At 71.3% G+C, this 22,446-nt stretch carries 22 protein-coding genes; 5 read left to right on the top strand and 17 right to left on the bottom strand.

The genetic code is table 11. From position 1 onward, the window contains the following. Positions 1-46: 46 nt before the first annotated feature. From OHA77_RS38560 to OHA77_RS38535, 6 genes are all read right to left on the bottom strand, one after another. The gene (locus OHA77_RS38560; RefSeq protein ID WP_406314165.1) at positions 47-733 is read right to left on the bottom strand and encodes a TetR/AcrR family transcriptional regulator; all 687 of its coding nucleotides are present in this window, start codon (positions 731-733) and stop codon (positions 47-49) included. A gap of 26 nt (positions 734-759) precedes the next feature. Further along, entirely contained in the window at positions 760-1,983 is a 1,224-nt protein-coding gene (locus OHA77_RS38555) for an MFS transporter (protein ID WP_406314163.1), read from the bottom strand. A gap of 199 nt (positions 1,984-2,182) precedes the next feature. Further along, positions 2,183-3,817: a RecQ family ATP-dependent DNA helicase gene (locus OHA77_RS38550; RefSeq protein WP_406314161.1), complete on the bottom strand. Its 1,635-nt coding sequence runs from the start codon at positions 3,815-3,817 to the stop codon at positions 2,183-2,185. A gap of 101 nt (positions 3,818-3,918) precedes the next feature. After that, positions 3,919-4,581: a fasciclin domain-containing protein gene (locus OHA77_RS38545; RefSeq protein WP_406314159.1), complete on the bottom strand. Its 663-nt coding sequence runs from the start codon at positions 4,579-4,581 to the stop codon at positions 3,919-3,921. Between the two features lie 182 nt (positions 4,582-4,763). Beyond that, entirely contained in the window at positions 4,764-5,996 is a 1,233-nt protein-coding gene (locus tag OHA77_RS38540; RefSeq protein WP_406314158.1) for an NAD(P)/FAD-dependent oxidoreductase, read from the bottom strand. Positions 5,997-6,128: 132 nt separating this feature from the next. Beyond that, positions 6,129-6,764, bottom strand: a complete 636-nt coding sequence (locus OHA77_RS38535) for a hypothetical protein (RefSeq protein ID WP_326823241.1) — start codon at positions 6,762-6,764, stop codon at positions 6,129-6,131. Positions 6,765-6,781: 17 nt separating this feature from the next. On the opposite strand from OHA77_RS38535, the gene OHA77_RS38530 reads away from it, so the two are divergent. Further along, positions 6,782-6,964 carry a hypothetical protein gene (locus OHA77_RS38530; RefSeq protein WP_406314156.1) on the top strand — a complete coding sequence of 61 codons (183 nt, stop codon included), beginning with the start codon at positions 6,782-6,784 and terminating at the stop codon, positions 6,962-6,964. A 120-nt stretch (positions 6,965-7,084) separates the two neighbouring features. Here OHA77_RS38530 and OHA77_RS38525 read toward each other — a convergent pair whose 3' ends face one another. Then, positions 7,085-8,197 (bottom strand): Gfo/Idh/MocA family protein, encoded by a 1,113-nt coding sequence (locus OHA77_RS38525; RefSeq protein ID WP_406314154.1) that lies wholly within the window; start codon positions 8,195-8,197, stop codon positions 7,085-7,087. Further along, positions 8,194-8,943 carry a sugar phosphate isomerase/epimerase gene (locus tag OHA77_RS38520; RefSeq protein WP_326823244.1) on the bottom strand — a complete coding sequence of 250 codons (750 nt, stop codon included), beginning with the start codon at positions 8,941-8,943 and terminating at the stop codon, positions 8,194-8,196. Before OHA77_RS38520 ends, OHA77_RS38525 begins: the two co-directional genes overlap by 4 nt. 264 nt (positions 8,944-9,207) lie before the next feature. On the opposite strand from OHA77_RS38520, the gene pgm reads away from it, so the two are divergent. Beyond that, complete coding sequence (gene pgm, locus OHA77_RS38515; RefSeq protein WP_406314152.1) at positions 9,208-10,845, top strand: phosphoglucomutase (alpha-D-glucose-1,6-bisphosphate-dependent); 1,638 nt, start codon at positions 9,208-9,210, stop codon at positions 10,843-10,845. 71 nt (positions 10,846-10,916) lie between these two features. On the opposite strand, the gene OHA77_RS38510 is transcribed toward pgm, so the two are convergent. The 4 genes from OHA77_RS38510 to OHA77_RS38495 form a co-directional block, all read right to left on the bottom strand. Beyond that, positions 10,917-11,789: a diacylglycerol/lipid kinase family protein gene (locus tag OHA77_RS38510; RefSeq protein WP_406314151.1), complete on the bottom strand. Its 873-nt coding sequence runs from the start codon at positions 11,787-11,789 to the stop codon at positions 10,917-10,919. A gap of 62 nt (positions 11,790-11,851) precedes the next feature. Then, positions 11,852-12,358 carry a hypothetical protein gene (locus OHA77_RS38505; protein ID WP_406314149.1) on the bottom strand — a complete coding sequence of 169 codons (507 nt, stop codon included), beginning with the start codon at positions 12,356-12,358 and terminating at the stop codon, positions 11,852-11,854. 86 nt (positions 12,359-12,444) lie between these two features. After that, the gene (locus OHA77_RS38500; protein ID WP_406314147.1) at positions 12,445-13,365 is read right to left on the bottom strand and encodes an LLM class F420-dependent oxidoreductase; all 921 of its coding nucleotides are present in this window, start codon (positions 13,363-13,365) and stop codon (positions 12,445-12,447) included. Between the two features lie 141 nt (positions 13,366-13,506). Then, positions 13,507-14,076, bottom strand: a complete 570-nt coding sequence (locus tag OHA77_RS38495) for an NADPH-dependent FMN reductase (RefSeq protein ID WP_406314145.1) — start codon at positions 14,074-14,076, stop codon at positions 13,507-13,509. 612 nt (positions 14,077-14,688) lie between these two features. Between OHA77_RS38495 and OHA77_RS38490 the strand changes: the two genes are divergently transcribed. Both OHA77_RS38490 and OHA77_RS38485 read left to right on the top strand, forming a co-directional pair. Beyond that, positions 14,689-15,909, top strand: coding sequence for a nitrate/nitrite transporter (locus tag OHA77_RS38490; protein WP_406314144.1), 1,221 nt, complete (start codon positions 14,689-14,691; stop codon positions 15,907-15,909). Further along, complete coding sequence (locus tag OHA77_RS38485; protein WP_406314142.1) at positions 15,906-17,159, top strand: FAD-dependent oxidoreductase; 1,254 nt, start codon at positions 15,906-15,908, stop codon at positions 17,157-17,159. The genes OHA77_RS38490 and OHA77_RS38485 overlap by 4 nt, the downstream gene beginning before the upstream one ends. A gap of 79 nt (positions 17,160-17,238) precedes the next feature. On the opposite strand, the gene OHA77_RS38480 is transcribed toward OHA77_RS38485, so the two are convergent. Genes OHA77_RS38480 through OHA77_RS38465 form a run of 4 tightly spaced genes read right to left on the bottom strand, consistent with a single transcriptional unit; the run spans position 17,239 to position 20,908 of the window. Continuing rightward, positions 17,239-18,354 carry an FAD-dependent monooxygenase gene (locus tag OHA77_RS38480; protein ID WP_406314141.1) on the bottom strand — a complete coding sequence of 372 codons (1,116 nt, stop codon included), beginning with the start codon at positions 18,352-18,354 and terminating at the stop codon, positions 17,239-17,241. A gap of 19 nt (positions 18,355-18,373) precedes the next feature. Further along, positions 18,374-19,042: a maleylpyruvate isomerase family mycothiol-dependent enzyme gene (locus OHA77_RS38475; RefSeq protein WP_326823253.1), complete on the bottom strand. Its 669-nt coding sequence runs from the start codon at positions 19,040-19,042 to the stop codon at positions 18,374-18,376. Next, positions 19,035-19,856, bottom strand: coding sequence for a fumarylacetoacetate hydrolase family protein (locus OHA77_RS38470; RefSeq protein WP_406314139.1), 822 nt, complete (start codon positions 19,854-19,856; stop codon positions 19,035-19,037). Before OHA77_RS38470 ends, OHA77_RS38475 begins: the two co-directional genes overlap by 8 nt. Beyond that, positions 19,853-20,908, bottom strand: a complete 1,056-nt coding sequence (locus OHA77_RS38465) for a cupin domain-containing protein (protein WP_406314137.1) — start codon at positions 20,906-20,908, stop codon at positions 19,853-19,855. Before OHA77_RS38465 ends, OHA77_RS38470 begins: the two co-directional genes overlap by 4 nt. A gap of 48 nt (positions 20,909-20,956) precedes the next feature. Between OHA77_RS38465 and OHA77_RS38460 the strand changes: the two genes are divergently transcribed. Beyond that, entirely contained in the window at positions 20,957-21,712 is a 756-nt protein-coding gene (locus OHA77_RS38460; RefSeq protein ID WP_406314135.1) for an IclR family transcriptional regulator, read from the top strand. 72 nt (positions 21,713-21,784) lie between these two features. On the opposite strand, the gene OHA77_RS38455 is transcribed toward OHA77_RS38460, so the two are convergent. Continuing rightward, positions 21,785-22,426 carry a TetR/AcrR family transcriptional regulator gene (locus OHA77_RS38455; protein ID WP_406314133.1) on the bottom strand — a complete coding sequence of 214 codons (642 nt, stop codon included), beginning with the start codon at positions 22,424-22,426 and terminating at the stop codon, positions 21,785-21,787. Positions 22,427-22,446 lie beyond the last annotated feature (20 nt).

Here is a 22,446-nt window from a genome sequence, read left to right as displayed (position 1 = left end):
GGCGTGCCCTGCGGACCGGCGACCGGCCGGATGCCGGCGGACCGGGTCAGTCGCGGGCCGTCCGGGCAGCCATGTCGAGGACGAGCCGCGCGGTGGTGTCGAGGTGTTCCGAGGCGATCGGGCGGCCGAACACGAGCGCCTGATAATAGAGGGGGCCGAGCAGCATGTTCAGCAGGGAGTCCACGGTCCGCTCATCCGCTTGGCAGCCGGTGTGGCGTTCGAGGATGATGCGCAGCCCCCTCAGGTCCCGCTCCCGCTGGTCACGCAGGAATCCCTCACGGAGTGCCCGGGCGGTGGCCTGGTCGACTTGGGCGTGGCCGATGAGCGCCTGCAGGACCTGGCCCGCCGGCTCCTCGAAGAAGCCGACGATCCGGCGCAGCTGTTGTCCCAGTTCTTCGTCCGCGGGGGCTGAGCCGATCTGCCAGGCCAAGGCGTCGTGAGCGTCGCCGGCGAGGGTGTCCAGGAGGATGTCGACCTTGGATTTCCACCAACGGTAGATGGTCTGCTTGGCGACGCCGGCCCGGACGGCGATGCCCTCGATGGTCACGCCGTTGAATCCCTGTTCCACCAGAAGGTCGTCGGCGGCGTTGAGCACCGCAAGCCTGATGCTCTCGCTGCGCTTGGGGCCCGTCCGGCTCACGACGGCCGGCCGCTCCACGGCGGGCTCGGCATCACGGTCGATGGGGATGGCCGCCGTCCTCTCGGGTTCCTTCTGGCAGATCGATTCTGCCACAGCGGGGCGTATGCTCCCGAGCGCGCTCAGCGTGCCTTCCGGGTGAGGACCAGGCTGAACAGCACAGTGAGGGCCAACGCGGCCACCACGGCGCTGAAGATCTCCCCGGCCGGGCGCAGGCTCGACACATGGATCAGCACGCCCACACCGAGGGCGGGCACCGCGAGCATCGTGTACAGGATGGCGAAGAAGGTCGACACCGACGCACCGCGGAACTGGGGAACGCTACGGGTGGTGATGCTCGCGATGCCGTACCCGATGGCGATGCCGGTGGACAGGCCGTTGACGGCGGCCCCGACCAGCAGCGGGACGAGCGAGGCCGAGGCCAGGGCGACGGCGATCAGCCCGGCGGCCATGATCAGGCCAAGGCAGGCGGCGGGCAGGGCGACGGCGGCCTTGAGGGCGCGGTTCAGCAGCTGGCCCAGGGCCGTGCACGCGAACGCGATGAAGACCACCAGCCCAGTGAGCGAGTGACTCGACTGGTGCAGCAGCGCGCCCAGGAACAGGCCCGTGACCGCGGTCAGGACGCCCAGGACGGCGAAGCCCGCCCCCGCCGTGAACGCCGAACGCAGGAAGTCCGCCCGGATCTCCCCCGGAATGTGCAGCGGCTGCAACTGCATGGTGAAGCCGGAGCGGTGCGCGGCGCTCTCCCGGATCGTCGTCACGCCGAGCAGAGCCAGAACCGCGAGGACGCCGATGACAACCCACGGGGTGCGCAGCGGAGCGGGCGCCAGGTCGGCCAGGACCCCGGCGAGCAGGGTGCCGCAGGCCAGGCCGCCCATGTTGGCGAACAACGCCACGGTGGCGGGGCGGACCCGCGAGTTCGGTGCGATCAGTTCGGCGAGAGCGGCCGTGGCGGCGCCCGTGACCAGCGCCGCCGACAACCCCGACACCACACGAGCGAAGAGGAGCATCGCGACATTCTGCGTGACAAAGAAGATCGCAGCCGCGGCCACTGACAGCGCAGCCGCGATCATCAGGGTGGGCCGCCGGCCAATCTGGTCCGACAACCGCCCGAACACCAGCAGACCGGCGACGACTCCGAGGGCGTACACGGCGAAGATCACTGTGACGGTGAAGGGTGAGAACCCGAAGGCCTCCCCGTAGAGCGGATACAGCGGCGTCGGCATGGTCGTCCCCGCCATGGTGGTCCAGAAGGCGAAGGCCACCGCGGCCGAGGTCAGGCGGGCACGGCGCCCGCGCACCGCGGCGCCCCCGCCCGCGGCGTTGTCGATGGTGGGATTTTTCATGAATTGACCTCTTCACGGTGAGAGTCCGAGCTCGTTGGCAACCAAAGAATAGACTAGACGTTGCGTCTATTCAAAAGTGCGGGCGCGGCGGCCTCTGCCGGCGATGCGGCGATCGGAGGTCAGGGATCGGGGATCGGGGATCGGGGATCGGGGATCGGGGATCGGGGATCGGGGATCGGGGATCGGGGATCGGGGGAAACTAGCAGGACACCAGCAGGCCGTCGCGCTCGACGGCCTCCAGGGAGAGCGTCTTGTAACCGACCTCGTCGAACAGGACGGTGACCCGGTCGGCCTCCCTGCTCATGACCACCCCCGCGCCCCAGCTGCTGTGCCGTACCTTGGCGTGCATCGAGAAGGGCCCGTCGGCCTCCGGCGGGGCGGACAGGCCTGCCCGGCAGGTGTCGCAGCCGCCGCAGGTGCGCTCGTACGGCTCTCCGAAGTACTCCAGCAGGAACCGGCGGCGGCAGCCGGTGGTCTCGGCGTAGCCGCGCATCATGTCGATGCGGGACTCGTCGATGCGGCGACGGGTGTCGTCGAGTTCGACGGCCCGTGCCGTGGCCTCCTCCGGCGCGGGCCCCCCGGAGGGACAGCGCACGTCTCCCTGCTCGGTGACCTCGACCGCGCCGGCCCGTTCCAGGAGGTTCACCAGCCGGGTCAGCCTGGTGGAGCTGACGTCCAGTACGGCACGGAGTTCGGCGACCGGAACGGTCCCTCCGTGCTCGTGGAGCAGCGTGGTGCCGCGCAGCAGGAGCTCCTCGTCGGCCCGGCCCCCGGCGAAGAACCTGCGGAGCCCGAGGTCCTCCGGACGGTAGAAGAGCACCGCCGAGGCCGGGGCCTGGTCCCGGCCGGCGCGGCCGATCTCCTGGTAGTAGGAGTCGGGTGACTCCGGCGGGGCGGCGTGCAGCACGAACCGCACGTCCGGCTTGTCGATGCCCATCCCGAACGCCGAGGTCGCCACGACGACGTCGAGGCCGTCGTCGCGGAACAGCTCGTGGACGCGGTGCCGGTCGGCGGCCTTCATCCCGGCGTGATAGGGCTCGGCCCTGCGTCCGGCCTCCCGCAGCGCGTCGGCGTACTCCTCGGCGGCACGGCGGGTGGCGACGTAGACGAGGCCGAGCCCGGAACGGGACGCCGCGTCCTCCACCAGGGCTCGCCGCAGATCGTCCTGGCCGACGAAACGGCGGACTTCCAGATCGAGATTGGGCCGGTCGAAGCCCCGCACGACCTGACGGACGTCTCTCAGACCCAGGGCGGCGACGATCTCCTCGCGGACCGACGGGGTCGCCGTGGCGGTCAGCGCCACCACCGGCGGATGGCCGAGCCGTTCGATGACCTGTCCCAGGCGCAGGTAGTCCGGCCGGAAGTCGTGGCCCCACGCGGACACGCAGTGGGCCTCGTCGATGGCGATCAGCGACGGACGCGCGGCACACAGCCGCTCGACCGTCTCCGGTTTGGCGAGCTGCTCGGGAGAGAGGAAGACGAACTCGGTCGCGCCCGCCCGCACCGCCTCGAGAGAGGCGGTGGCACCGGACTGCGCGGAGTTCACCGCTACGGCCCCGCCGGCGTCGGCATCCTGCAGTCCGGCCACCTGGTCGCGCTGGAGTGCGATCAGCGGTGAGACGACCACCGTCGGCCCGTCAAGCAGCAGGGCCGGCACCTGGTAGACGGCCGACTTGCCGCTGCCGGTCGGCATGACCACGAGCGCGTCACCGCCGCCCAGCAGATGGCGCATGGCCTCCAGCTGCCCGGGCCGCAGATCCCGCCATCCGAAGACCTCACGTGCCACCGCCCTCAGCCTCCGGGTCCGCAGCCCGAGCCTGTCCTTGATCCCCATGCCGTCCGCCTTCTCCTCGTGTCCCCCGCCCGTTACCCCTGGACGGGCGCGGTACTCGTTCTCGAGGAGAAGGCGAGGTCAGGGAGACTCCGTGGAACCGCTCAACTCGGTGACGCCCCGGCTTCGGGCAGCAGGACCGAGTCGACGAGGTAGACGGTGGCGTTGGAGGTCTGAAGGTTGCCGCAGAGGATCTTGGCGTCGTTGACGGTGTAGTCCTCGCCGGAACCCGTGACGGTCAGCGTGCCGCCGCCCAGCGTGGTCAGCGTTCCCCCGGCCAGGTCGGACTGGGACTTCCTGCCCTCGACGACATGGTTCTGGAGAACCTTGGTCAGTTGCTCCTTGTCCGCCAGTACCTTGTCGAGGGCTTCCTTCGGAAGCTTGGCGAACGCCTCGTTGGTGGGCGCGAACACCGTGATGTCCTTGGCGGAGTTCAGCGTTTCGGCCAGCCCCGCCTGCTCGACGGCCTTGGCCAGCGTGGACAGTTCGGGGTTGTCGGAAAGCGCGGTGCCGACCGGCTCCGTGGCCATGGTGCTGGGGCTGCCCGGTCCGGAGGTGGGCAGGGAGGCGCAGCCGGGACCGAACGGCTGGGTCGCTCCGGGGGCCTCGGAGGTCATGTCGGTCGGAGACTCGGAGGTCATGTCGGTGGGCACGGGCGTAGGAGAAAGCCGGAGGAGGGAACTCGTGGTCGTCGCCTGGGCGGCGACCGGTACCGCGGTCAGGGCCAGCACGGTCAGAGCCGAGGCGAGAAGAGACTTCTTCTTCACAGTGATCTCCTTGGGTGGACGGATGAGACCTCGGGGATCCGTCGGCCGGGTCCTGAGAAACTCATCGATCTTTCCGTAGATCAATGCCCCCAATGTCACGTTAAATGCCCCATGAGGTGACTCTTGACCACATATCTCCCTACGTAACGACCGACCCCACCGAACTCAGAGGTGGCTTTCTGTCAGTCCAGCCCGGTCAGATCGGCCAGAACGGCGTCGGCCGCGCGTCGGCCGGAGACCAGGGCACCCTGCTGGGAACCGGTGTCCCGGTGATCGCCGCACACGTAGCGGCCGGGCGCGAAGCGAACCGGGCGGCGCAGCAGGAAGGGCGGTGTCATCGCGGGCAGCGCGGCCTCGATCGGGTAGGTCGCCAGGTGCTGCCAGGAGGAGGTGTCCGTCGCGTAGATCTGGGCCAGCCGCGACCGGACCGATGGCTCGTCGGCGTCCGAGAGGGCGCCCAGCAGGGAGGTGGAGATCAGGGCGCGGCCGTCCGAGGAGTAGGTGGGCGCGACGTCGGTGAGAACCAGGGTGTCGGTGACCAGGCCCTCGGCGTCGACGATCTGCGTGGGTTCCCCCAGCGGGGAACGGGGGGCGGCGTGGTAGAAGGTGGTGACCGCGCGCATCTCCGGGATTCCCAACCCGGGGTAGAGGGCGGCGGCCGTACCCGGATCGGTGGCCACGACCACCGCGCGGCCCGGAACCGTCCCCCCGGCGGCGAGCCGGACCCCCTCCGCCGTCACCTCGGCGACCGGGGTGCCGAGCGACAGCGCCCCCACCGGAAGCCGGGCGGCGAGCTGGCGGGGAATCTCCCCCATGCCGAGCGCGGGCAGCCCGACCGTGCCCCGGACGAAGGACCGCCAGAGCAGGTGGAAGAACCGGCTGGAGGTCTGGAGGTCCCGTTCGAGCAGGACGCCGGACAGGAAAGGGCGGAACAGCTTGTCGATCATCCTGGGCGAGATGCCCCAGTGCCGGAGCTCCTCCTGCGTGGTGCGTTCGGTGCCACCGCGCAGCAACTCGGCGGGGAAGGCGATGTCACGTGCGGTCAGCGCGGCCAGGGAGACCTTGTCGCGGAGCGATCCCACATCGGCCAGCACACCGCTGAGCGCGTGCTCGGGATGCCGCCAGGGCAGCATGAAACGCTCCCGCCGGCCACCGTCGAAGACGATCAGCCCCGAGGCGATCGCGCGCAGGTCCAGGGCGCGGACGTCGAGGACCCGCCCGGCCTCCGGATAGGCGGTGTTGAACACCTGAAACCCCCGGTCGAGCCGGAAGCCGTCCACGATCTCGGTGCGCACCCGGCCGCCCACCTCCCCCGCGGCCTCGACGACCCGGACCGGCACCCCGGCGGAGTGCAGCCGGACCGCACACGACAGGCCGGCCAGCCCGGCACCCACGACGACCACGGTGTCCGACATGACACATCCCCCTTGCGTTCACGGCGACGGTCCGCCGCGACGGGCGGCGACCTGGAGTGACAAGATCCGCCACCTTCGTCTTCGGGTGACGGGCCGCCGGGGGTTGCGTCCGTGGTCAAGTCTGCCGTACGCCTACACCGGCTTCACGGTGATCTCCCCGCCGAGCTGGAACCCGCCGGTCAGTTCGAGGTCGTCGCCGCTCCAGAAACGGCCGGGGTCGTACCAGTTCGGCCGGCGGCCACCGGGGAGCAGCCCCATCGCCTCGTAGGTGACGGCCACGACCTCCGCGCAGTAGGCGCTCTCCAGAGCGCTCTCCTCAGCTCCTCTCTTCAGGATCTTCGGGACCCGGCCGCGGACCCAGCGCCCGGCGAGCCGCGCCGTGGACGGGAACGGGGTGCCGTCCAGGCGGGCGACGGTGCGCAGGACCGCGTCCTCCATCTCCCTGGTGGCCTGGGGTTCGAGCTGGCGCAGCCAGCCCCGCTGGCCGTACCTGGTGGCCCACACACCGACCGCGTCGCGCAGGTCGTGGAGCTGGACCCCGCGCTGGTGCGTCCCGGACCACAGGTCGGGCAGCGAGCGGCCGAGCTCCGCGTGCCACATCATCGGCGGCATGTCGTCGAGGACGACGGACATGCCGACGTGGTTGACGGGACTGTTGGTCACGGTCTGGATGGCCCGGTCGGGCGCGGTGCGACCGCGGAACAGCCACACGTCACCGGTGCGGGTCAGATCGACTGCCTCGTCGAGGCTGATGCTCTTGCCGGACATCTCTGTACCTTAGGCACATGCGATGGTGGAAGATACTGGGACTGGCAGGTGTCGCGGGTGTGGCGGCGACCGGAGTGGTGATCGCCCGAGCGGAGCGGCGGCGGCAGGCCTACACTCCGGACGAGATCCGGACCCGGCTCCGCGCCCGTCTCGACGAGGCCACGGAGGACGACCGGAAGACGATCGGCCCGGCCGGCTGATCCGTACGGCGCTCCCGCGCGGCCGGGGCCGGACAGGGATGCCCGCCCGGTGAGCGTCCTGACCGTCGACCGGACGATCTGCGGGCGCCCGGCGGCGGGGCGGACCCTGGCCGGGGGCGCTCACGGAGTCTCCGCGCGCGTCCCCACCGCCGGATCCCACCCGGCGGGCAGCAGGTCGGGGACCGGGCAGGTGCCCGTCACCGGCAGGAACTCACCCCGCTCCGCCGAGGCGGCGACGGACAGCATCACCTCCAGGACGTGCAGGCCCAGCTCACCGGTGGCCCGGTGCGGCCGCCCCGCGCGGATGGCCTGGGCCATGTCGAGCACGCCCAGGCCCCGGCCCGTGGTGGTCCCCTCCGCGGGGACACCGACCCAGTCGTCGGCGAGGGCCCGGCGCAGACGCACCCGGCCGTCGAAGGCGTTGGGGTCGGGCAGCTCCATGGTCGCCTCCGTCCCGGTGATCTCGATGAACCCCGAGCGCCGCAGCGGCGAGTCGAAGCTGAACACCATGGTGGCGGCCTGGCCCGCGGCGAACTCCAGGAGAGCGGTGGTGTGCGTGGGGACCTCGACGGGGAACCGGGTCCCGGCCCTGGGACCCGAGCCGATGACCCGCTCCTCCCGCGCCCGGCGGGCGACCGCGGCGACCCGCCGGACCGGGCCGAACAGCGTCGCCAGGGCGGTCAGGTAGTAGGGCCCCATGTCGAACAGCGGTCCGGCGCCCCGCTGGAACAGGAACTCCGGGCTGTGGTGCCAGGACTCGGGGCCGGGAGACTGCAGCAGCGTCAGGGCGGTCAGCGGGGTGCCGATGGCGCCGTCGGCGATGAGCCGGGCCGCGGTCTGCAGTCCCGCGCCCAGGAAGGTGTCGGGGGCACAGCCGACGCGCACTCCCGCCACGGCGGCGGCCTCGATCACCTCGGCACCGGACTCGGCGTCCAGCGCGAACGGCTTCTCGTTGTAGACATGACGTCCGGCCTGGACCGCGGCGGCGGCCACCGCCGCGTGCGCGGCCGGGATCGTGAGGTTGACGACCAGCTCCACGTCAGGATGGGCGATCACCTCCGCCGGAGCGCCGGCCACCGGTACGCCGTACCGCTCCGCCACCTCCCGGGCACGGGCGACGTCGAGGTCCGCGCACGCCACCACCCGCAGATCGGGGAAGGCGGTGAGATTGCGCAGATACTCGTGGCTGATGGTGCCGCAGCCGACGACGGCCACCCCGACCGGAGCCGTCACGGGCTCACCCGCCCGGTCTCGACGAGGCCGGTCAGGTAGGCGTGGCTGTCGGCCAGCGCCTCGACCATGTCGGTGGCGCAGTGGTCCAGCTCCACGATCCGCACCGCGCCGGGCGCGGCGGCCAGGGCGTCCGGGATCGGGACCTCGCCCGCGCCCACCGCCGTCATGGGGCCCTCCTTCGTCGCGGGTCCGTCCTTGACGTGCAGGTAGCCGACCCGTCCGCCCAGACGTGTCAGCAGCGCGGACGGGTCGGCCCCGCCGGTCGCGGCCCAGTAGACGTCGACCTCCAAGAACACCTCGGGCGCCAGCAGTTCCTCCAGCGCCTCCAGCGCGGGACGGCCGTCCACCTGCTGCTCCAGCTCCCACCAGTGATTGTGGTATCCCAGCCGCAGGCCGTGGTCGGCCGCCTCGCGGGCCGCCTCGTTGAGGGCTCGGGCCGCCCGCTCGAGGCCGGCCCGATCGGCGAACCACTCCACGGGGGCGGACGGCACGATGACCGCGTCCGCTCCGACCCGCACCGCCGCGGCCAGCGCCACCCCCCGCTGCTCGCCGAGCAGTGGGGCGTGCACGCTGCACACCCGCAGACCGGTCTCCTCCAGATCCGCGGCGAGCCCGTCGGGGTCCAGGTGCGCATCGTAGGGTTCGACCGCGCCGTAACCGATCTCGGCGATGCGGCGCAGCACGGCACGGCGGTCGACCGCGGCCTGCTCGCGCACGGAGTACAGCTGGACGGCAAGAGGGTTCAACGGATACCTCCAGGAGAGAGACCTCCGAGGCCCGGTCATGTCCGACGACCTCTTCGGCTGGAGATCACAATTCGGTCGATGAGATCGTAAGTCGCCATTGGTCCCAAAGTCACCCTCTGCTGGGGAGTTTGTTTAGACACCTGTGCATACTGCCCGCCAGCGGGCCGTCGCCGCCGGCTCGCCCGGCGGAGCAGGGCAGGATGGGCGCTGTGTTCTGCCGGTTTGAGGGTAGATATCCAGCCTTGGTGACATGAGGAGACAGCGATGACGCACGACCGCGCGGGACAGCCCGCCCAGCCGTCCGACCTGGTTGACGTGGCCCGCCTGGTGACCGCCTACTACGCCCTGCGCCCCGACCCCGGGGAGGTCGGCCAGCGGGTGGCGTTCGGGACGTCGGGCCATCGGGGCTCGGCGCTGAACACCGCGTTCAACGAGGATCACATCCTCGCGACCAGCCAGGCCATCGTGGAGTACCGGGCGGCGCAGGGGGTGGACGGCCCGCTGTTCCTCGGTGCCGACACCCACGCTCTCTCGGAGCCCGCGCGGGTGTCGGCGCTGGAGGTGTTCGCCGCCAACGGGGTGCGGGTCCTGATCGACAGCCGCGACGGCTACACCCCGACACCGGCGGTCTCGCATGCGATCCTCGTGCACAACCGCGGGCGCGCGGCGGGGCAGGCCGACGGCGTGGTGGTGACCCCCTCGCACAACCCGCCCGGCGACGGCGGCTTCAAGTACAACCCGCCGAACGGCGGACCGGCCGACACCGACGCCACCTCCTGGATCCAGGACCGGGCCAACGCGCTGATCGCGGGCGGGCTCAAGGAGGTCAGACGGCTCCCCTACGCCAGGGCGCTGGCCGCCGACACGACCGGCCGACATGATTTTCTCGGCGCCTACGTGGACGACCTGCCGTCGGTGCTGGACATCGACGCGATCAGGGAGGCGGGCGTGCGCATCGGCGCCGATCCGCTGGGTGGGGCGAGCGTGGCCTACTGGGGGGAGATCGCCGACCGGCACCGGCTGGACCTGACGGTGGTCAACCCGCTGACCGACCCGACGTGGCGGTTCATGACGCTGGACTGGGACGGCAAGATCCGGATGGACTGCTCGTCGCCGTACGCCATGGCCTCCCTCATCGCGAACCGTGACGCGTTCGACGTCTCCACGGGCAACGACGCCGATTCCGACCGGCACGGCGTCGTCACTCCCGACGGGGGTCTGCTGAACCCCAACCACTATCTCGCCGTGGCGATCTCCTACCTCTACGCCCACCGTCCGGACTGGCCGGCCGGCGCCGGGATCGGCAAGACGCTGGTGAGCAGCGGCATGATCGACCGAGTGGCCGCCGACCTGGGCAGGCGGCTGATGGAGGTGCCCGTCGGGTTCAAGTGGTTCGTTTCGGGACTGCTGGACGGATCACTCGGTTTCGGCGGTGAGGAGAGCGCGGGGGCGTCGTTCCTGCGCCGCGACGGCTCGGTGTGGACCACCGACAAGGACGGGATCATCCTGGCGCTGCTGGCCTCGGAGATCATCGCGACCACCGGTCGTTCACCGAGTGAGCACTACGCGGACCTGACCGCCAGGTTCGGCGATCCGGCCTATGCCCGGGTCGACGCCCCCGCGACCCGGGAGCAGAAGGCGGTGCTCGCCAGGCTCTCGGCGGAACAGGTCACCGCCGAGACCCTCGCCGGGGAGCCGATCCGGCAGGTGCTCACCTCGGCGCCCGGCAACGGCGCCGCCCTCGGCGGGGTCAAGGTCAGTACCGACAGCGCGTGGTTCGCCGCCCGCCCCTCCGGTACGGAGGACGTGTACAAGATCTACGCCGAGTCCTTCAAGGGGCCCGAGCACCTCACCGAGGTGCAGGAGGCGGCCAGGGAGCTGGTGTCGGAGTCGCTCAAGTGACCGGAGGGGCACCGCCGGGCGGCGACCCCGTCAGGTGAACATCCGCCGGACGGCGGGCGCGACCGTCCGGCTCAGGTGAACATCCGCCAGACGGCGGGCATGACCGTCCAGCGGTGCCGGGCCGTCGGACCGCTCAGCTCGCCGTCGGCGTTCACCGGCACCGGCTCGCCCGTCACCGTCATCTCCCGTCCTCGGTCGGTGACGACGTCGCGTAGGTCGGGATGGGTCCCCCTGCGCAGCCGCAGGGCGTACAGGAGCCTGTCCATCGGCCCCGTCGTCAGCGCGACGACGACGTCCACCTTGCCGTCGTCGGGCCTGGCGCCCGGGGTCAGCGGGGTGCCTCCGCCGATGGTGACGCCGTTGCCGACGCCGACCATGAGCACCGGGCGCCCATCGGCCAGTGACCGGCCGTCGACGGTCACGCTCAGCCGCCAGCCGGGGCTCCACACGCCCGCCAGCAGCCCGCCGACGCCGTAGGCGAGCCGCCCGAGCGCGGGTTTGAGCGGTGTGGCGCGCCTGGAGGCCTCCGCCCCGATACCGAGGTGTACCGCGTTGACGACGACCTCACCCTCGTCGTCGACCAGGAGGTCGAGTGGCTGGGGCCGTCCGGCGAGCACGATGCGGGCCGCCACCTCGGGGTCCAGTGGAATGCCCAAGCCCCGGGCGAAGTCGTTGCCGGTGCCGAGCGGGACGAGCCCCACGGTGCGGGTGCCCAGCTCGCCGCGCCGGTGGAGGGCGGAGACCACCACATGGAGCGACCCGTCACCGCCCAGGACGACGACGTCCCGGCCGGGATGGGCGTCGAGCATCTCATCGAGGTCCTTCTGGCCGGCGGGCGCCTCGATCACGTCGGCGCTACCGCGCAACGTCTCCATGGCCGCGGTTCTGGCGGCGTCGTCCGCACCGCCCGCCCCTTCGTTGTAGATCGCCAGCAACTCCGCCATCGCGCTCCTCCAACTGATCGCCTCACCGGTCCCTTCCCCCGGAAGAGGCGATCACGCGGAGCTCATTCCCGTCTCCATCTGCGGATGCCCACCCAGAGACCGGCTCCGCCGCCGAACACGAAGGCCAGGATGTGCACCGCGGAGATCGTCGTGTCGGTGAGGTAGCCGTTGCCGCCGACGAGTATCGCCATGATGATCATGGTCAGCAGGCAGATGCCCACCCCCGCGGCGAAACCGATCCCGCACGCGCGCAGCAGCCGTGCCGGCGCGCTGGGGCGCCTGCGTACCGAGATCAGCGCGGACGCCAGCCGCTCGGCGACCAGGGTGGGATCGTCGTCGACCTGGCCGGCGGCCAGCTGGGTCGGCTCCCTGCCCCGTCCGGGCTCGCCGAAGCAAATCCACTGGTGGCCGTCAAGGAAGACCGTCGCCTCTCCCGACCCGGGGAAGGTCAGCCGGAGGAAGGGGGTGCCCTCGGGGAACTCCCCGCGCCCGTGGCGGATGACCGGTGCGTGCTCGTCGAGTGCCACGCCCAGCGCCCGCAGCGCCCGTTCCTCCTTCACGTCACCCACGGCGTCCTCCCCTTCTCTCTTCGTACGGCGCCGCGGAGCGGTTGCGACGGGGGCGGCGCCGGGGCGGAGCGTCCTCCGCCGGACCGTCAGCCCTCTCCGAGGACCGGCCCCGGCCCGCCTCCGGGCCGCACGCCCAGAGCGGGTGCCAGTTCCGCGAGCTGGGCGACGCCCCCGTGCAGGTCGGAGGGGAGCGGCTGGATCGCGACGTGATCCGCCCCGGCGTCCAGATGGGCGCTGATCCGCCTGGCGACGGCCTCCACGTCCCCCCAGGCGACGATCGCGTCCACCAGCCGGTCACTGCCTCCGCCGACGAAGTCGTCGTCCTCGTAGCCGAGGTGGCGCAGGTTGTTGACGTAGTTCGGCAACCTCAGGTAGCCGGCCATGTGCTCGCGGGCGATCTCCCGTGCTCTCGCCGGATCGCGCTCCAGGACGACGGCCTGCTCGGGGGCGAGGATCGGGCCCGGCCCGAGGGTCTTGCGGGCGAGCACGGTGTGCTCCGGCGGCACGAAGTAGGGGTGGGCGCCGTCGGCCTTGTCCCGGGCGAGCTCCAGCATCCGGGGCCGCAGCGCGGCGAGCAGCGTGGGCGTGGGCGGGTCGTCGGCGAACGGCAGGTCGCGTGCGGCGGTGTCCATCGCGTCGAGATAGGCGCTCATCGCGGCGAGGGGACGCGTGTAGTCGTGACCGCGCTGGGAGACGAGGGGCGCGTGGCTGACCCCGATGCCCAGGGCGAACCGCCCGGGGTAGGCCTCGCCGAGAGCCCTTCCCCCAGCTGCCATGGCGGTCGCGTCCCGCACCCAGATGTTGGCGATACCGGTCGCGACCGAGATGTGATTCGTGGCCGCGAGCAGGATTCCCGCGGCGCCGAGCGCCTCTCTGGTCCCCTGCGCCTCGCCGAACCACAGCGTGTCGTAGCCGAGGTGCTCGATCTCGGTCGCGGCCCGCCGGATGTCCAGGACCGGAGCCCTGCCGAACAGGGGATGCCATACGCCGATCCGTCCGATGCCCATCGCTGTCTCCGATCAAGCTTGACCGTACTGTTCGATTCCGATCGGGCAGGAGGCGTTCTCCTGCCCGCGTCGTCGCGGGGCCCGTTCTCCGGAGAGCGGGACCGCCACCACTGCGATCGCCGGACGGACCTCGGCCGATGATCAGGTGGTGGCCGGGACCGCTCCGGCGGCCTTCCGCACCGCGGACTTCGCCAGGGACGGCGCGCACAGTCCGTCCAGCACCGAGTGGAGCCGGTCGCGGAACTCCGGGTCGATGATCCTGCCGTCGGAGTCGAACTGGCTCAGGGCCGGAGACACGACCAGGTCCGTTCCGTAGACGACCGCGCCGGCGGCGCCGAGCGCGCGGCGCAGCTCGGTCTGCGTCCACATCGCCTCGTGGGCGTGCAGGCAGGCGGTCACCACCGCCACCGGCTTGCCCACGAGGACCGCGCCGCCGCGCCGGGAGGCCATCCAGTTCAGCGCGTGGCCGAGCTGGGGCGGCAGAACGCTGTACGCCGGGGCCACGATCAGCATGCCGTCCGCCGCGGAGAGGGTGTGGCACAGTTCATCCACCCGCTGGGGAAGCGGCCCGTCCCGGAAGGGGGACACCCGGTCGAGCCCGTCCCAGGTCTCGAAGTCCACCGACGCCGGCAGCTCCCGGGCCGACGCCTCCAGCAGCCTCCGGACGTACGAACCCGGACGGAGGCTGCCCGCCATTCCAATGATCTTCATCCCCGACCCCATCCCCGTCGCGCCCATGCGACAGTACGAGCGATTGGGAGGACCTCGCCGGCCCGGTCACGCTGACGCGGCCTCCGGCGGCACAGCTCCCCCAGCTATCCGACACGACCGCTGGACGGAGTCGCGACGGGCCGCCGCGGAGTCACCCCGTCCCTCACGAGCGATGAGACACCGGGGCCGCCCTCGCCATGGCGAAGCCGCCGCCGGGTTTCACGCTCCATCACACCCGGCACCTGCCCTACGGAATGGGAAATGAACGCGTCTGCACACATTTCTCCCTCAAAGTTGGCCGATTTCTCCGCCAAGCACCACCGGATGCCGGTGACCGCGCCCCGGCCTCCGCGCCGCGCGCCGGGAATCCGCCGCACGACCCCTCCGGGCCCTCGCCGGCCGGGCGTCCATGACAGCCGGACAGGGCGACTGGGATGACAGGGTGCGACCGGCCACCGCTACGGGTGACCGTCCGTCAATCCCGTTCTTCACAGAAGAAAGTTTCAATCATGTTTCCTCAGTGCGCTACACGGGCGGTAACGTGAGCGCACTCACACCACATGACCGGTATCGACTCCCCTGTCCGGTCAGGCGGTCACCGAAAGGGCTTTCATGAGTGTTCACGCCACGCCACGCCAGGCCGTGTCCGGCATCTCGTCGCCGTACCGCTGGGTGATCCTCCTCCTGTGCTGGGCGTCGTTCACGATGACCTCGGTCGACCGCTCGACCTGGGGCCCCGCCTCGGCGTCGATCGGCGAGGCGCTGGGGGTCTCCCTGGCGGGCCTGGGCGTCTTCGCGACGGCCTACTACATCGGCTACGTCGTCTCCAACGCCGGGGGCGGCTTCCTCACCGACTGGCTCGGGGCGAGGAACATCCTGGCCGGATCGCTGTTCGTGGCCGGCGGCTTCATGGTGCTGTTCGGATCGAGCCCCTCGGCCGGCGTCGGCATCGCCTTCCAGGCACTGATCGGCCTGTTCGCCGGGGCGGACTACGCCGCGGGCGTCAAGCTCATCACGGTGTGGTTCACCTCCGAGGGCCGGGGACTGGCCATGGGCGTTTTCATGACCGCCACCTCGCTGGGCACCGTGATCGCCAATGCCGTGGTGCCCCGGCTCATCCAGTGGCAGAGCTGGGAGACCTCCTACCACTTCTTCGGCGCGGCCTCGATGGTGCTGGCCGTCGCCTGTCTCCTCCTCATCCGCAACGGCGACGCCGGCGCCCGGAGCGAGGCCGGGCCGCAGAAGCCGGACCTGCGCCCCCTGATGGGCAACCGCGATCTGCTCCTGCTCGGCCTGGCCGGTTTCGGCGGCCTGTGGGGCACCTACGGCTTCATCACCTGGTCGAACACCCTGATGGTGAAGGGCAACGGCATCGACCCGGTGACCGCCGGAACCGTCGTGGTGGTCTTCGGTATCGTGGCCGTCGTCAGCAAGCCGCTGATCGGGCTGGTGACCGACCTGATCGGCAAGGGCCGCAGGATCCCCACCGTGGTCGTGCTGGCGTTCTTCGTCGTCACGTTGCTGGTCTTCGGCAGCATGACCACGGCGACCCAGTTCCTCATCGTGGCGCCCTTCCTCGGACTCGGCGCCTACATCTACAGCCCGCTCATGGTCGCGATGATCCCCGACCTGTCCGGGCAGCGGCTGGCCGGCTCCGCGGCGGGCGCCACCAACGCGGTCTGGCAGCTCGGCAGCGTCATCGTGCCCGTCGTCATCGGCGCGGTCTTCCAGACGACGGGTTCCTTCTACGCGGCATTCGTCACTCTCGCGATCGGCCCCCTCGTCGGCGCGATCCTCATGTTCTTCGTCCGCGAGCCAGGAAAGGCGGCATGATCCAGATGACCGAGCACTACGACGTGATCGTCGCGGGTGGTGGATCCGGCGGAGTCGCCGCCGCGGTCGGCGCGGCCCGCGCCGGAGCGCGCACCCTCCTCGTCGAGCGCGGTCCGTGCCTGGGCGGTGCGGCCACCCTGCGCAACGTCCTCACCTACTGCGGCCTGTACACCCGGGCGGAGCCGTACACGCAGGTGGTGTACGGCGTGGCCGAGGAGGTCCTGGCCGGCCTGCGCGCCGAGGGCGCCGTCACCGAGCCGCAGAAGTTCACCGCCGTGGCCGTCGTCTTCGACCCCGAGACCGCCAAGCGGGTGCTCGACGACCTGTGCGTCGGCGCGGGCGCGGAGCCCCGGCTGCACAGCATGCTGCTGGGTGCCCGCCGGGAGGACGACCGCATCGTGTCGGCTCAGATCGCCGACCATTCGGGGGTGCACGAGATCACCGCTGCAGCCTTCGTGGACGCCACCGGCGAGGCCGATCTCGCCGCCCGCGCCGGCGCCGGGGTCCGTTACGGCAACGACGGCAAGGTCCAGAACGGGTCGCTCGGTGTCCGCTTCGGCGGCGTTCCCGCCGACGCCCGGGTCACCAGGGACACGGTCCGGGAGGCCGTCCGCGCCGCCAAGGCCCGCGGCGCCGGTCCGCTCCTCGCCGAGCAGGGCCTGATCGCCCGCCTCCCGATCTCCGGCGACGTGATCGCCTACCTGGTCGACGAGGCCTACGACGCCCGCGACGCGAGCGACACCAGCCGGGCCGAGATCTCCGCGCGAGAGCAGTCCCGGGCCTATCTTGAGGTGATCCGGTCGCTCCCGGGTTGCTCGGGCACCCACATCGTCAGCACCGGTCCGGAGCTGGGCACCAGGGAGTCCCGGCATGTCGTCGCCCAGTACCGGATGTCGGAGTCCGACGTGCTGGGCGGCGGCCGGTTCGACGACGCCGTCGCACTGGGCGCGTGGCCGGTGGAGTACCACCCGGGCCCGGGGGTGCCCTCCGAGTGGAGGTTCATCGAGGGCGACGGCTACTACGAGATCCCCTTCGGCGCGATATGCAGCGCCGACACCGGCAACCTGTTCGCCGCGGGACGCACCATCGACGGCGACAGGGCGGCCGGCGGCTCCCTGCGGGTCATGGGCACCGCGTTCGCGACGGGTCACGCCGCGGGGATCGCCGCCGCCGGAGTCGCCGACCAGGGCAAGACCGACGCATCGGCCGTACGGGCCGAACTGGCCCGCCAGGACGCCTTCCTGCCCTGACCCGGGTGCCGCGCACGGCACCCGGACGCGAACGGGCGCGGCCACCCCTGGTGGCCGCGCCCGTTTCCCGCTCTCCCGATCAGAGCCCGTAAAGCCAGTCGGTGTATCTGTGGTCGGCCAGGTCGCGGGTCCGCATCAGCTCGTTCCGCAGTGTCCTGCCCAGCCCGTCGACGTGCCAGATGTCGCCCCAGACGCGGGCGGTGGCCTGCACCCGCGCGGTACGCGGAACGCGGATCTCCTGGTAGGCGGCGAGGGCGTCGTCCCACGAACCGGCGTGCTTGACGGACTGCTCGGCCAGCACCTGGGCGTCCTCCAGGGCCTGGCAGGCGCCCTGGGCGAGATACTGCAGCATCGGGTGGGCGGCGTCGCCGACCAGCGCGAGCCGTCCGTCGACCCACGAGGTGGCCGGTGCCCGGTCGAGCATGTTCCAGTGCCGGTCGCGCCACAGATGCGACAGGGCACCCCGGACCTGGTCGCAGCACCGCTCGAAGGCGGCGTCCAGGTCTCCGGGGCCGCGGAAGACGGCGACCTGGTTGAGCATCTCCCCCTGCCGCAGCGGATACTGCACGAGATGACAGTCCGGGCCGAGCCAGGCGACGACCTCGTCCGGGTTGATGTCGACCCCTCCAGCGGGAAACGTCCCCCTATGAGCGACAAATCCTGATTCAACTGGAGCGTCGGTGACGATCTTCGCCCGCAGCCGGGACTGCAGTCCGTCGGCGCCCAGGACCACGTCGCCCTCGTGCACCGAACCGTCGACGCAGAAGACACGTGCGCCCGGTCCCACGGTCTCCACCCGCTCGACGCTGACGCCCTTGACCAGGTCCACGCCCTCGCGCTCACAGGCTCGGAGCAGGATGCGGTGCAGATCGCTGCGGTGGGCGACGACGTAGGGACCGTGATATCGGCGCTGGAACTCCGGGCCCAGATCCAGATGGGTGAGCTCCTCGGCACTGACCGCGTCCCGGAAGACCAGCCGCCCGGGCAGCACCCCCGTCTCGACGACCTCGTCCAGCAGGCCCCACCCGGCGAGCACCCGGGTGGCGTTGGGGCCGAGTTGCAGCCCGGCCCCCACCTCGCCGAACTCCTCGGCCCGTTCGAGCAGGCGGACGCCCCGGCCCGCCCTGGCCTGGGTGTACGCCGCGGCCAGCCCGCCGATCCCGCCGCCGACGACGAGCACCTCGACACGCTTCATGTTCATCCTTTCCAGAGCCCTAGAGCCAGCGGCCGGGGGCGGGCAGCGACGCCTCGGGGGCCTCGCCGCGCCCGGTCAGCCACGCCGCGATCCGGGCGGCCGATCCGGTGACGTGCGGCCCGGAGGCGTCCGCACCCCAGGTCCGGTCCCGGTCGTGGGGCGCGAGGGTGAACGACGGCTCCTGCCCTCGTCGCAGCCGGGTCTGTGTCACGTCGGTCAGCAGCGCGTCCACGAAACCGGGCGGGAAGTCGTCGAAACGCGCGCCCGTACCGAGGTCGACGGCGTGCACCCACACCTCGCGGGCGCGCATCCACGGGATCTCCGTGGCGGGGACGGTCCGCCCCTGGGCGGTGACGACCTGCGCCCGCCACTGGAGGTCCGACAGCCCGTCCAGCGCCGACCTCAGCTCCCCCGCCGTCTCCGCGACGAGTTCGCGCAGTACGGCGGGCCCGAGTGCGGCCCCCGCCTCGATCTCGGCGGCGCGGGCCTCGGGCCCCTCGTACATCGGGGTCTCCTCCCCCGTCCGCGCCCAGTGGACGAGCCGGGTCAGGGCCCTGGCGTTGTAGGCGACGTGGGCGGCCAGATGGCGGCCGGTCCAGCCCGGCAGCCGGGAGGGCGCGTCCAGGTCGGCGGTGTCGAGGGCGGCGGTGAACAGCGCCGTGCCCTCCTCCGTCCAGGGGTCAGCCATCGGCGCGTGCCGTGTTCGCCAGCTCGCCGATCCCGGCGATGCGGGTCACCAGCCTGCTCCCGTCACCCAGGTACCGCTGCGGAGTGCGGGCATGACCCACCCCGCCGGGGGTCCCGGTGGCGATCACGTCACCGGGACGCAGGGTGAGGATCTCCGACAGATAGGCGATCAGCTCGGCGGGCCCGAAGACCAGATCGGCGGTGTCGGCCTGCTGAACGGTCTCCCCGTCGACCTCGCAGGAGAGCGCGAGTCCCTCGCCCAGCTCGTCCGGAGTGACCAGGACCGGGCCGAACGGCGTCGTGGCCTCGAAGGTCTTGCCCTGCAGCCACTGGAGGGTGCGGTACTGGTAGTCGCGAGCCGTCACGTCGTTGAGGATCGAGTAACCGGCGATCGCGGCCCGTGCCTGCTCGGGGCTCGCGTGCCGTACCGTGTCTCCGATCACGACGGCCAGCTCGGCCTCCCAGTCCATGGCCTGGGAGACGGCGGGGAGCACGATGTCGTCGTAGGGGCCGACCAGTGCCTCGGGGAACTTGGCGAAGATCGTGGGGTACTGCGGGAGTTCACGGCCCATCTCCAGGATGTGCGCCCGGTAGTTCAGCCCGACACACAGGATCTTGCCCGGCCGCGGGACGACCGGCGCGTAGTCCGCCGTGGCCGCCGGGTGCGAGGCGCCCCCGCCGGAGGCGGCCAGCTCCCGCCAGCCGGGCAGGGCGAGCAGCTCGCCGACGTCGGCGGCGTCCAACTCCACCGCGTGGTCGCCCTCGACGCGTACCGCCGTCGTGCGGCCGGGCAGGCGCAGCGTTGCGAGCTTCACTCGGTCTCCTCCTTGAACTGGTGCAGTGCCTCGAAGATGGGGGTGTCGCTGAACCGGAACAGATCGAAGCGCGAATCGGCCTGGATGGTCAGCGCCGACCACGACGGCACCACGGCGAGGTCTCCACGGGTGAGCCGCCGTTCGACCCCGTCCAGGACGAACACGCCGTCGCCGTCGAACACCTGGTAGACCGAGGAGCCGACCTCGCGCCGGGTCCGGGTCCGGGTGCCGGGCCGGAGCCGGTGGAACTCGGCCCGGATGGTCGGCATGACGTCGCCGCCGGTGGTGGGGTTGGTGTAGCGGACCGCGGCGTGGCCGGGCTCGACGGTCGCGGCGTGGCCCTCGTCCTCCAGCGCCAGTTGCTCGTCGAGCGCGCGGTCGGTGTGCTCCCAGCGGTAGGCGGCGATCGGCGAGTGCGGCCGGGCCCCCAGCCCGGACAGCGGCCGGAGGCCCGGATGCGCCCAGAGCCGTTCGGAACGGGACACCGACGGCGTTCCGGTGTCGGTGACCTGCTCTGGCCCGAACTCGAAGAACGAGCTGTCGGTGTAGTGGACGAACGGGATGTCGAGCCCGTCGATCCAGGCCATCGGCTTGTCGGTGGTGTTGTGGTGGCCGTGGAAGTGCCAGCCCGGGGTCAGCAGGAAGTCACCGCGTCGCATGGCCACGGGGTCGCCGTCCACGACCGTCCAGACCCCTTCGCCCTCCACCACGAAGCGGAAGGCGTTCTGGGTGTGCCGGTGCTCGGGAGCGACCTCGCGCGGGCCGAGGTACTGGATCGCCGCCCACAGCGTCGGGGTCGCGTACGGCCGGCCCTCCAGGCCCGGGTTGGCCAGGGCTATCGCGCGACGCTCTCCGCCACGGCCCACGGGCACCAGGTCGCCGGCGCGCCGGGCGAGCGGGTAGAGCCGCTTCCACTCCCACACGTGCGGCCTGGCCTGGGGGCGGGGATGCACCGGCATGAGGTCGCCCACCTGGGTCCACAGCGGGAGCAGATGCTCGGCGTCGAAGTCGGCGTACAGCCGCTGGAGCGCCGCCTCTTCAGTTGGGTTCATGGCGACCAAGCTATAAACAGATTCTTTATGGTGCACTATCATTCTTCTGTGAAGAACAAGCCGGTATATGCCCTCGGCTCCGTCGACAACGTGCTGCTCCTGCTGCACATGCTGCGCGACCAGGGGAAGCTCAAGGTCACCGATGTCGCCAAGGAGCTGGGCATCGCCCGGTCCACCGCCCACCGGCTGCTCGCCATGCTGGTCTACCGGGACTTCGCCGTACAGGACGACAACCACACCTACCTTCCCGGGCCGTTCCTGTCCTCGGCCGGCGGCGACCTCGGGGGCTCAGCTCTCAGAAAGCTCCGCGAGCTCGCCCGGCCGCACATGGAGACGCTGTGCGGAAGGGTCCAGGAGACCGTCAACCTCATGGTCCGCGTCGGCACGGAGGTGCGGTTCCTGTCCAGCGTGGAGTCGTCGCAGATCCTGCACGTCGGCGACCGGCGGGGCACGATCCTGCCCGCCCATCATGCGTCGGGCGGCAAGGTCCTGCTGTCCGAGCTGCCCGACGAGCGGATCCGGGAGCTCTATCCGGACCTGTCCGACGCCGAGCGGGCCGGACTGACGCGTGATCTCGACGACATCCGCGCCCGTGGATACGGCCTCAACATCGAGGAGACCGAGCAGGGGGTCTCGGCGATCGGCGCCGCCGTGCACAACGGGCAGGGCGGCGCGATCGCGGCGCTGTCGATCGCGATCCCGTCGGCCAGGTTCGGCCCCGACCGGATCGGTCCCTTCGCCCGCGAACTCCACCGCGCCGTCCTGGAGACCGAGCGCGCCCTCGCGGACTTCCCGGACCTCTGACGCCCCCGCCGGGCCGCCGAGCGGCCTGTGCGAGCAGGACGAGGTCGGCCTTCGACTATGGCATGTCCTGGTTCAAGGGCCAGAACACGGGCACCGGCCAGTGCCTCCGGCTGCGTCGCGTGAGGCACGTTCGGTCGCGAGGGCGTCGAGGTGACGTGCGATGGCGGCGGTCAACGACTCGGCTGTGTGGATGTCCGGACGCATGGCTGCATGCACCGCGAGACCGTCCAGCAAGGCGTGCAGGCGTTCGGCCTCGGCTGGTATGTCGGTCGGAGCCAGGCCTGCTGCCGACAGATCGGTGACCATCGCTTCACAACCGGCCCGCAGGGCGTCGTATCCCTCATCGCGAAGGCTCCCAAGCACAGGGTCGACCATGGCCCGGGATGTGAAGGCCAACCAGACTTCGTTCTCCGCCCGCCGTTCGTCGTCGAGCGGGAGCAGTTCGGTCAGCACGCTCTGCGCTCTTCGCCGGGGGTCGGCCTCGGGCTCCAGTCCGGCGAGGCGGGACTCGATCCGGTTGATGACCGTACGGAACGCGAACACCATGAGCTCGGACTGGCTTGCGAAGTAGTGCCGCAGCGAGCCCATCGACAGTCCCGCCTCACGGGCGACGTTGCGGACCGAGGCTTGCTCCAGACCGTCGCGGCGCATCACCCGCAGTACGGCCTCGGCCAGCAGCAGCCGACGCTCTGCTGGATCCACCACTTTGGGCACTGCCCTTTTATAGCACAGTC

Source organism: Streptosporangium sp. NBC_01639 (assembly GCF_045209755.1).
Taxonomy (GTDB): domain Bacteria; phylum Actinomycetota; class Actinomycetes; order Streptosporangiales; family Streptosporangiaceae; genus Streptosporangium.
This window is presented reverse-complemented; position numbering and strand designations above follow the sequence as displayed.

Excerpts from the sequence above, each read along its gene's own strand:
- OHA77_RS38485 (WP_406314142.1), top strand. The coding sequence starts at position 15,906 with ATGATCCAGATGACCGAGCACTACGACGTGATCGTCGCGGGTGGTGGA.
- OHA77_RS38510 (WP_406314151.1), bottom strand. The coding sequence starts at position 11,789 with ATGGCGGAGTTGCTGGCGATCTACAACGAAGGGGCGGGCGGTGCGGAC.
- OHA77_RS38555 (WP_406314163.1), bottom strand. The coding sequence starts at position 1,983 with ATGAAAAATCCCACCATCGACAACGCCGCGGGCGGGGGCGCCGCGGTG.
- OHA77_RS38495 (WP_406314145.1), bottom strand. The coding sequence starts at position 14,076 with ATGAAGATCATTGGAATGGCGGGCAGCCTCCGTCCGGGTTCGTACGTC.
- OHA77_RS38535 (WP_326823241.1), bottom strand. The coding sequence starts at position 6,764 with ATGTCCGGCAAGAGCATCAGCCTCGACGAGGCAGTCGATCTGACCCGC.
- OHA77_RS38540 (WP_406314158.1), bottom strand. The coding sequence starts at position 5,996 with ATGTCGGACACCGTGGTCGTCGTGGGTGCCGGGCTGGCCGGCCTGTCG.
- OHA77_RS38530 (WP_406314156.1), top strand. The coding sequence starts at position 6,782 with ATGCGATGGTGGAAGATACTGGGACTGGCAGGTGTCGCGGGTGTGGCG.
- OHA77_RS38500 (WP_406314147.1), bottom strand. The coding sequence starts at position 13,365 with ATGGGCATCGGACGGATCGGCGTATGGCATCCCCTGTTCGGCAGGGCT.
- OHA77_RS38550 (WP_406314161.1), bottom strand. The coding sequence starts at position 3,817 with ATGGGGATCAAGGACAGGCTCGGGCTGCGGACCCGGAGGCTGAGGGCG.
- OHA77_RS38490 (WP_406314144.1), top strand. The coding sequence starts at position 14,689 with ATGAGTGTTCACGCCACGCCACGCCAGGCCGTGTCCGGCATCTCGTCG.
- OHA77_RS38475 (WP_326823253.1), bottom strand. The coding sequence starts at position 19,042 with ATGGCTGACCCCTGGACGGAGGAGGGCACGGCGCTGTTCACCGCCGCC.
- pgm (WP_406314152.1), top strand. The coding sequence starts at position 9,208 with ATGACGCACGACCGCGCGGGACAGCCCGCCCAGCCGTCCGACCTGGTT.
- OHA77_RS38480 (WP_406314141.1), bottom strand. The coding sequence starts at position 18,354 with ATGAAGCGTGTCGAGGTGCTCGTCGTCGGCGGCGGGATCGGCGGGCTG.
- OHA77_RS38465 (WP_406314137.1), bottom strand. The coding sequence starts at position 20,908 with ATGAACCCAACTGAAGAGGCGGCGCTCCAGCGGCTGTACGCCGACTTC.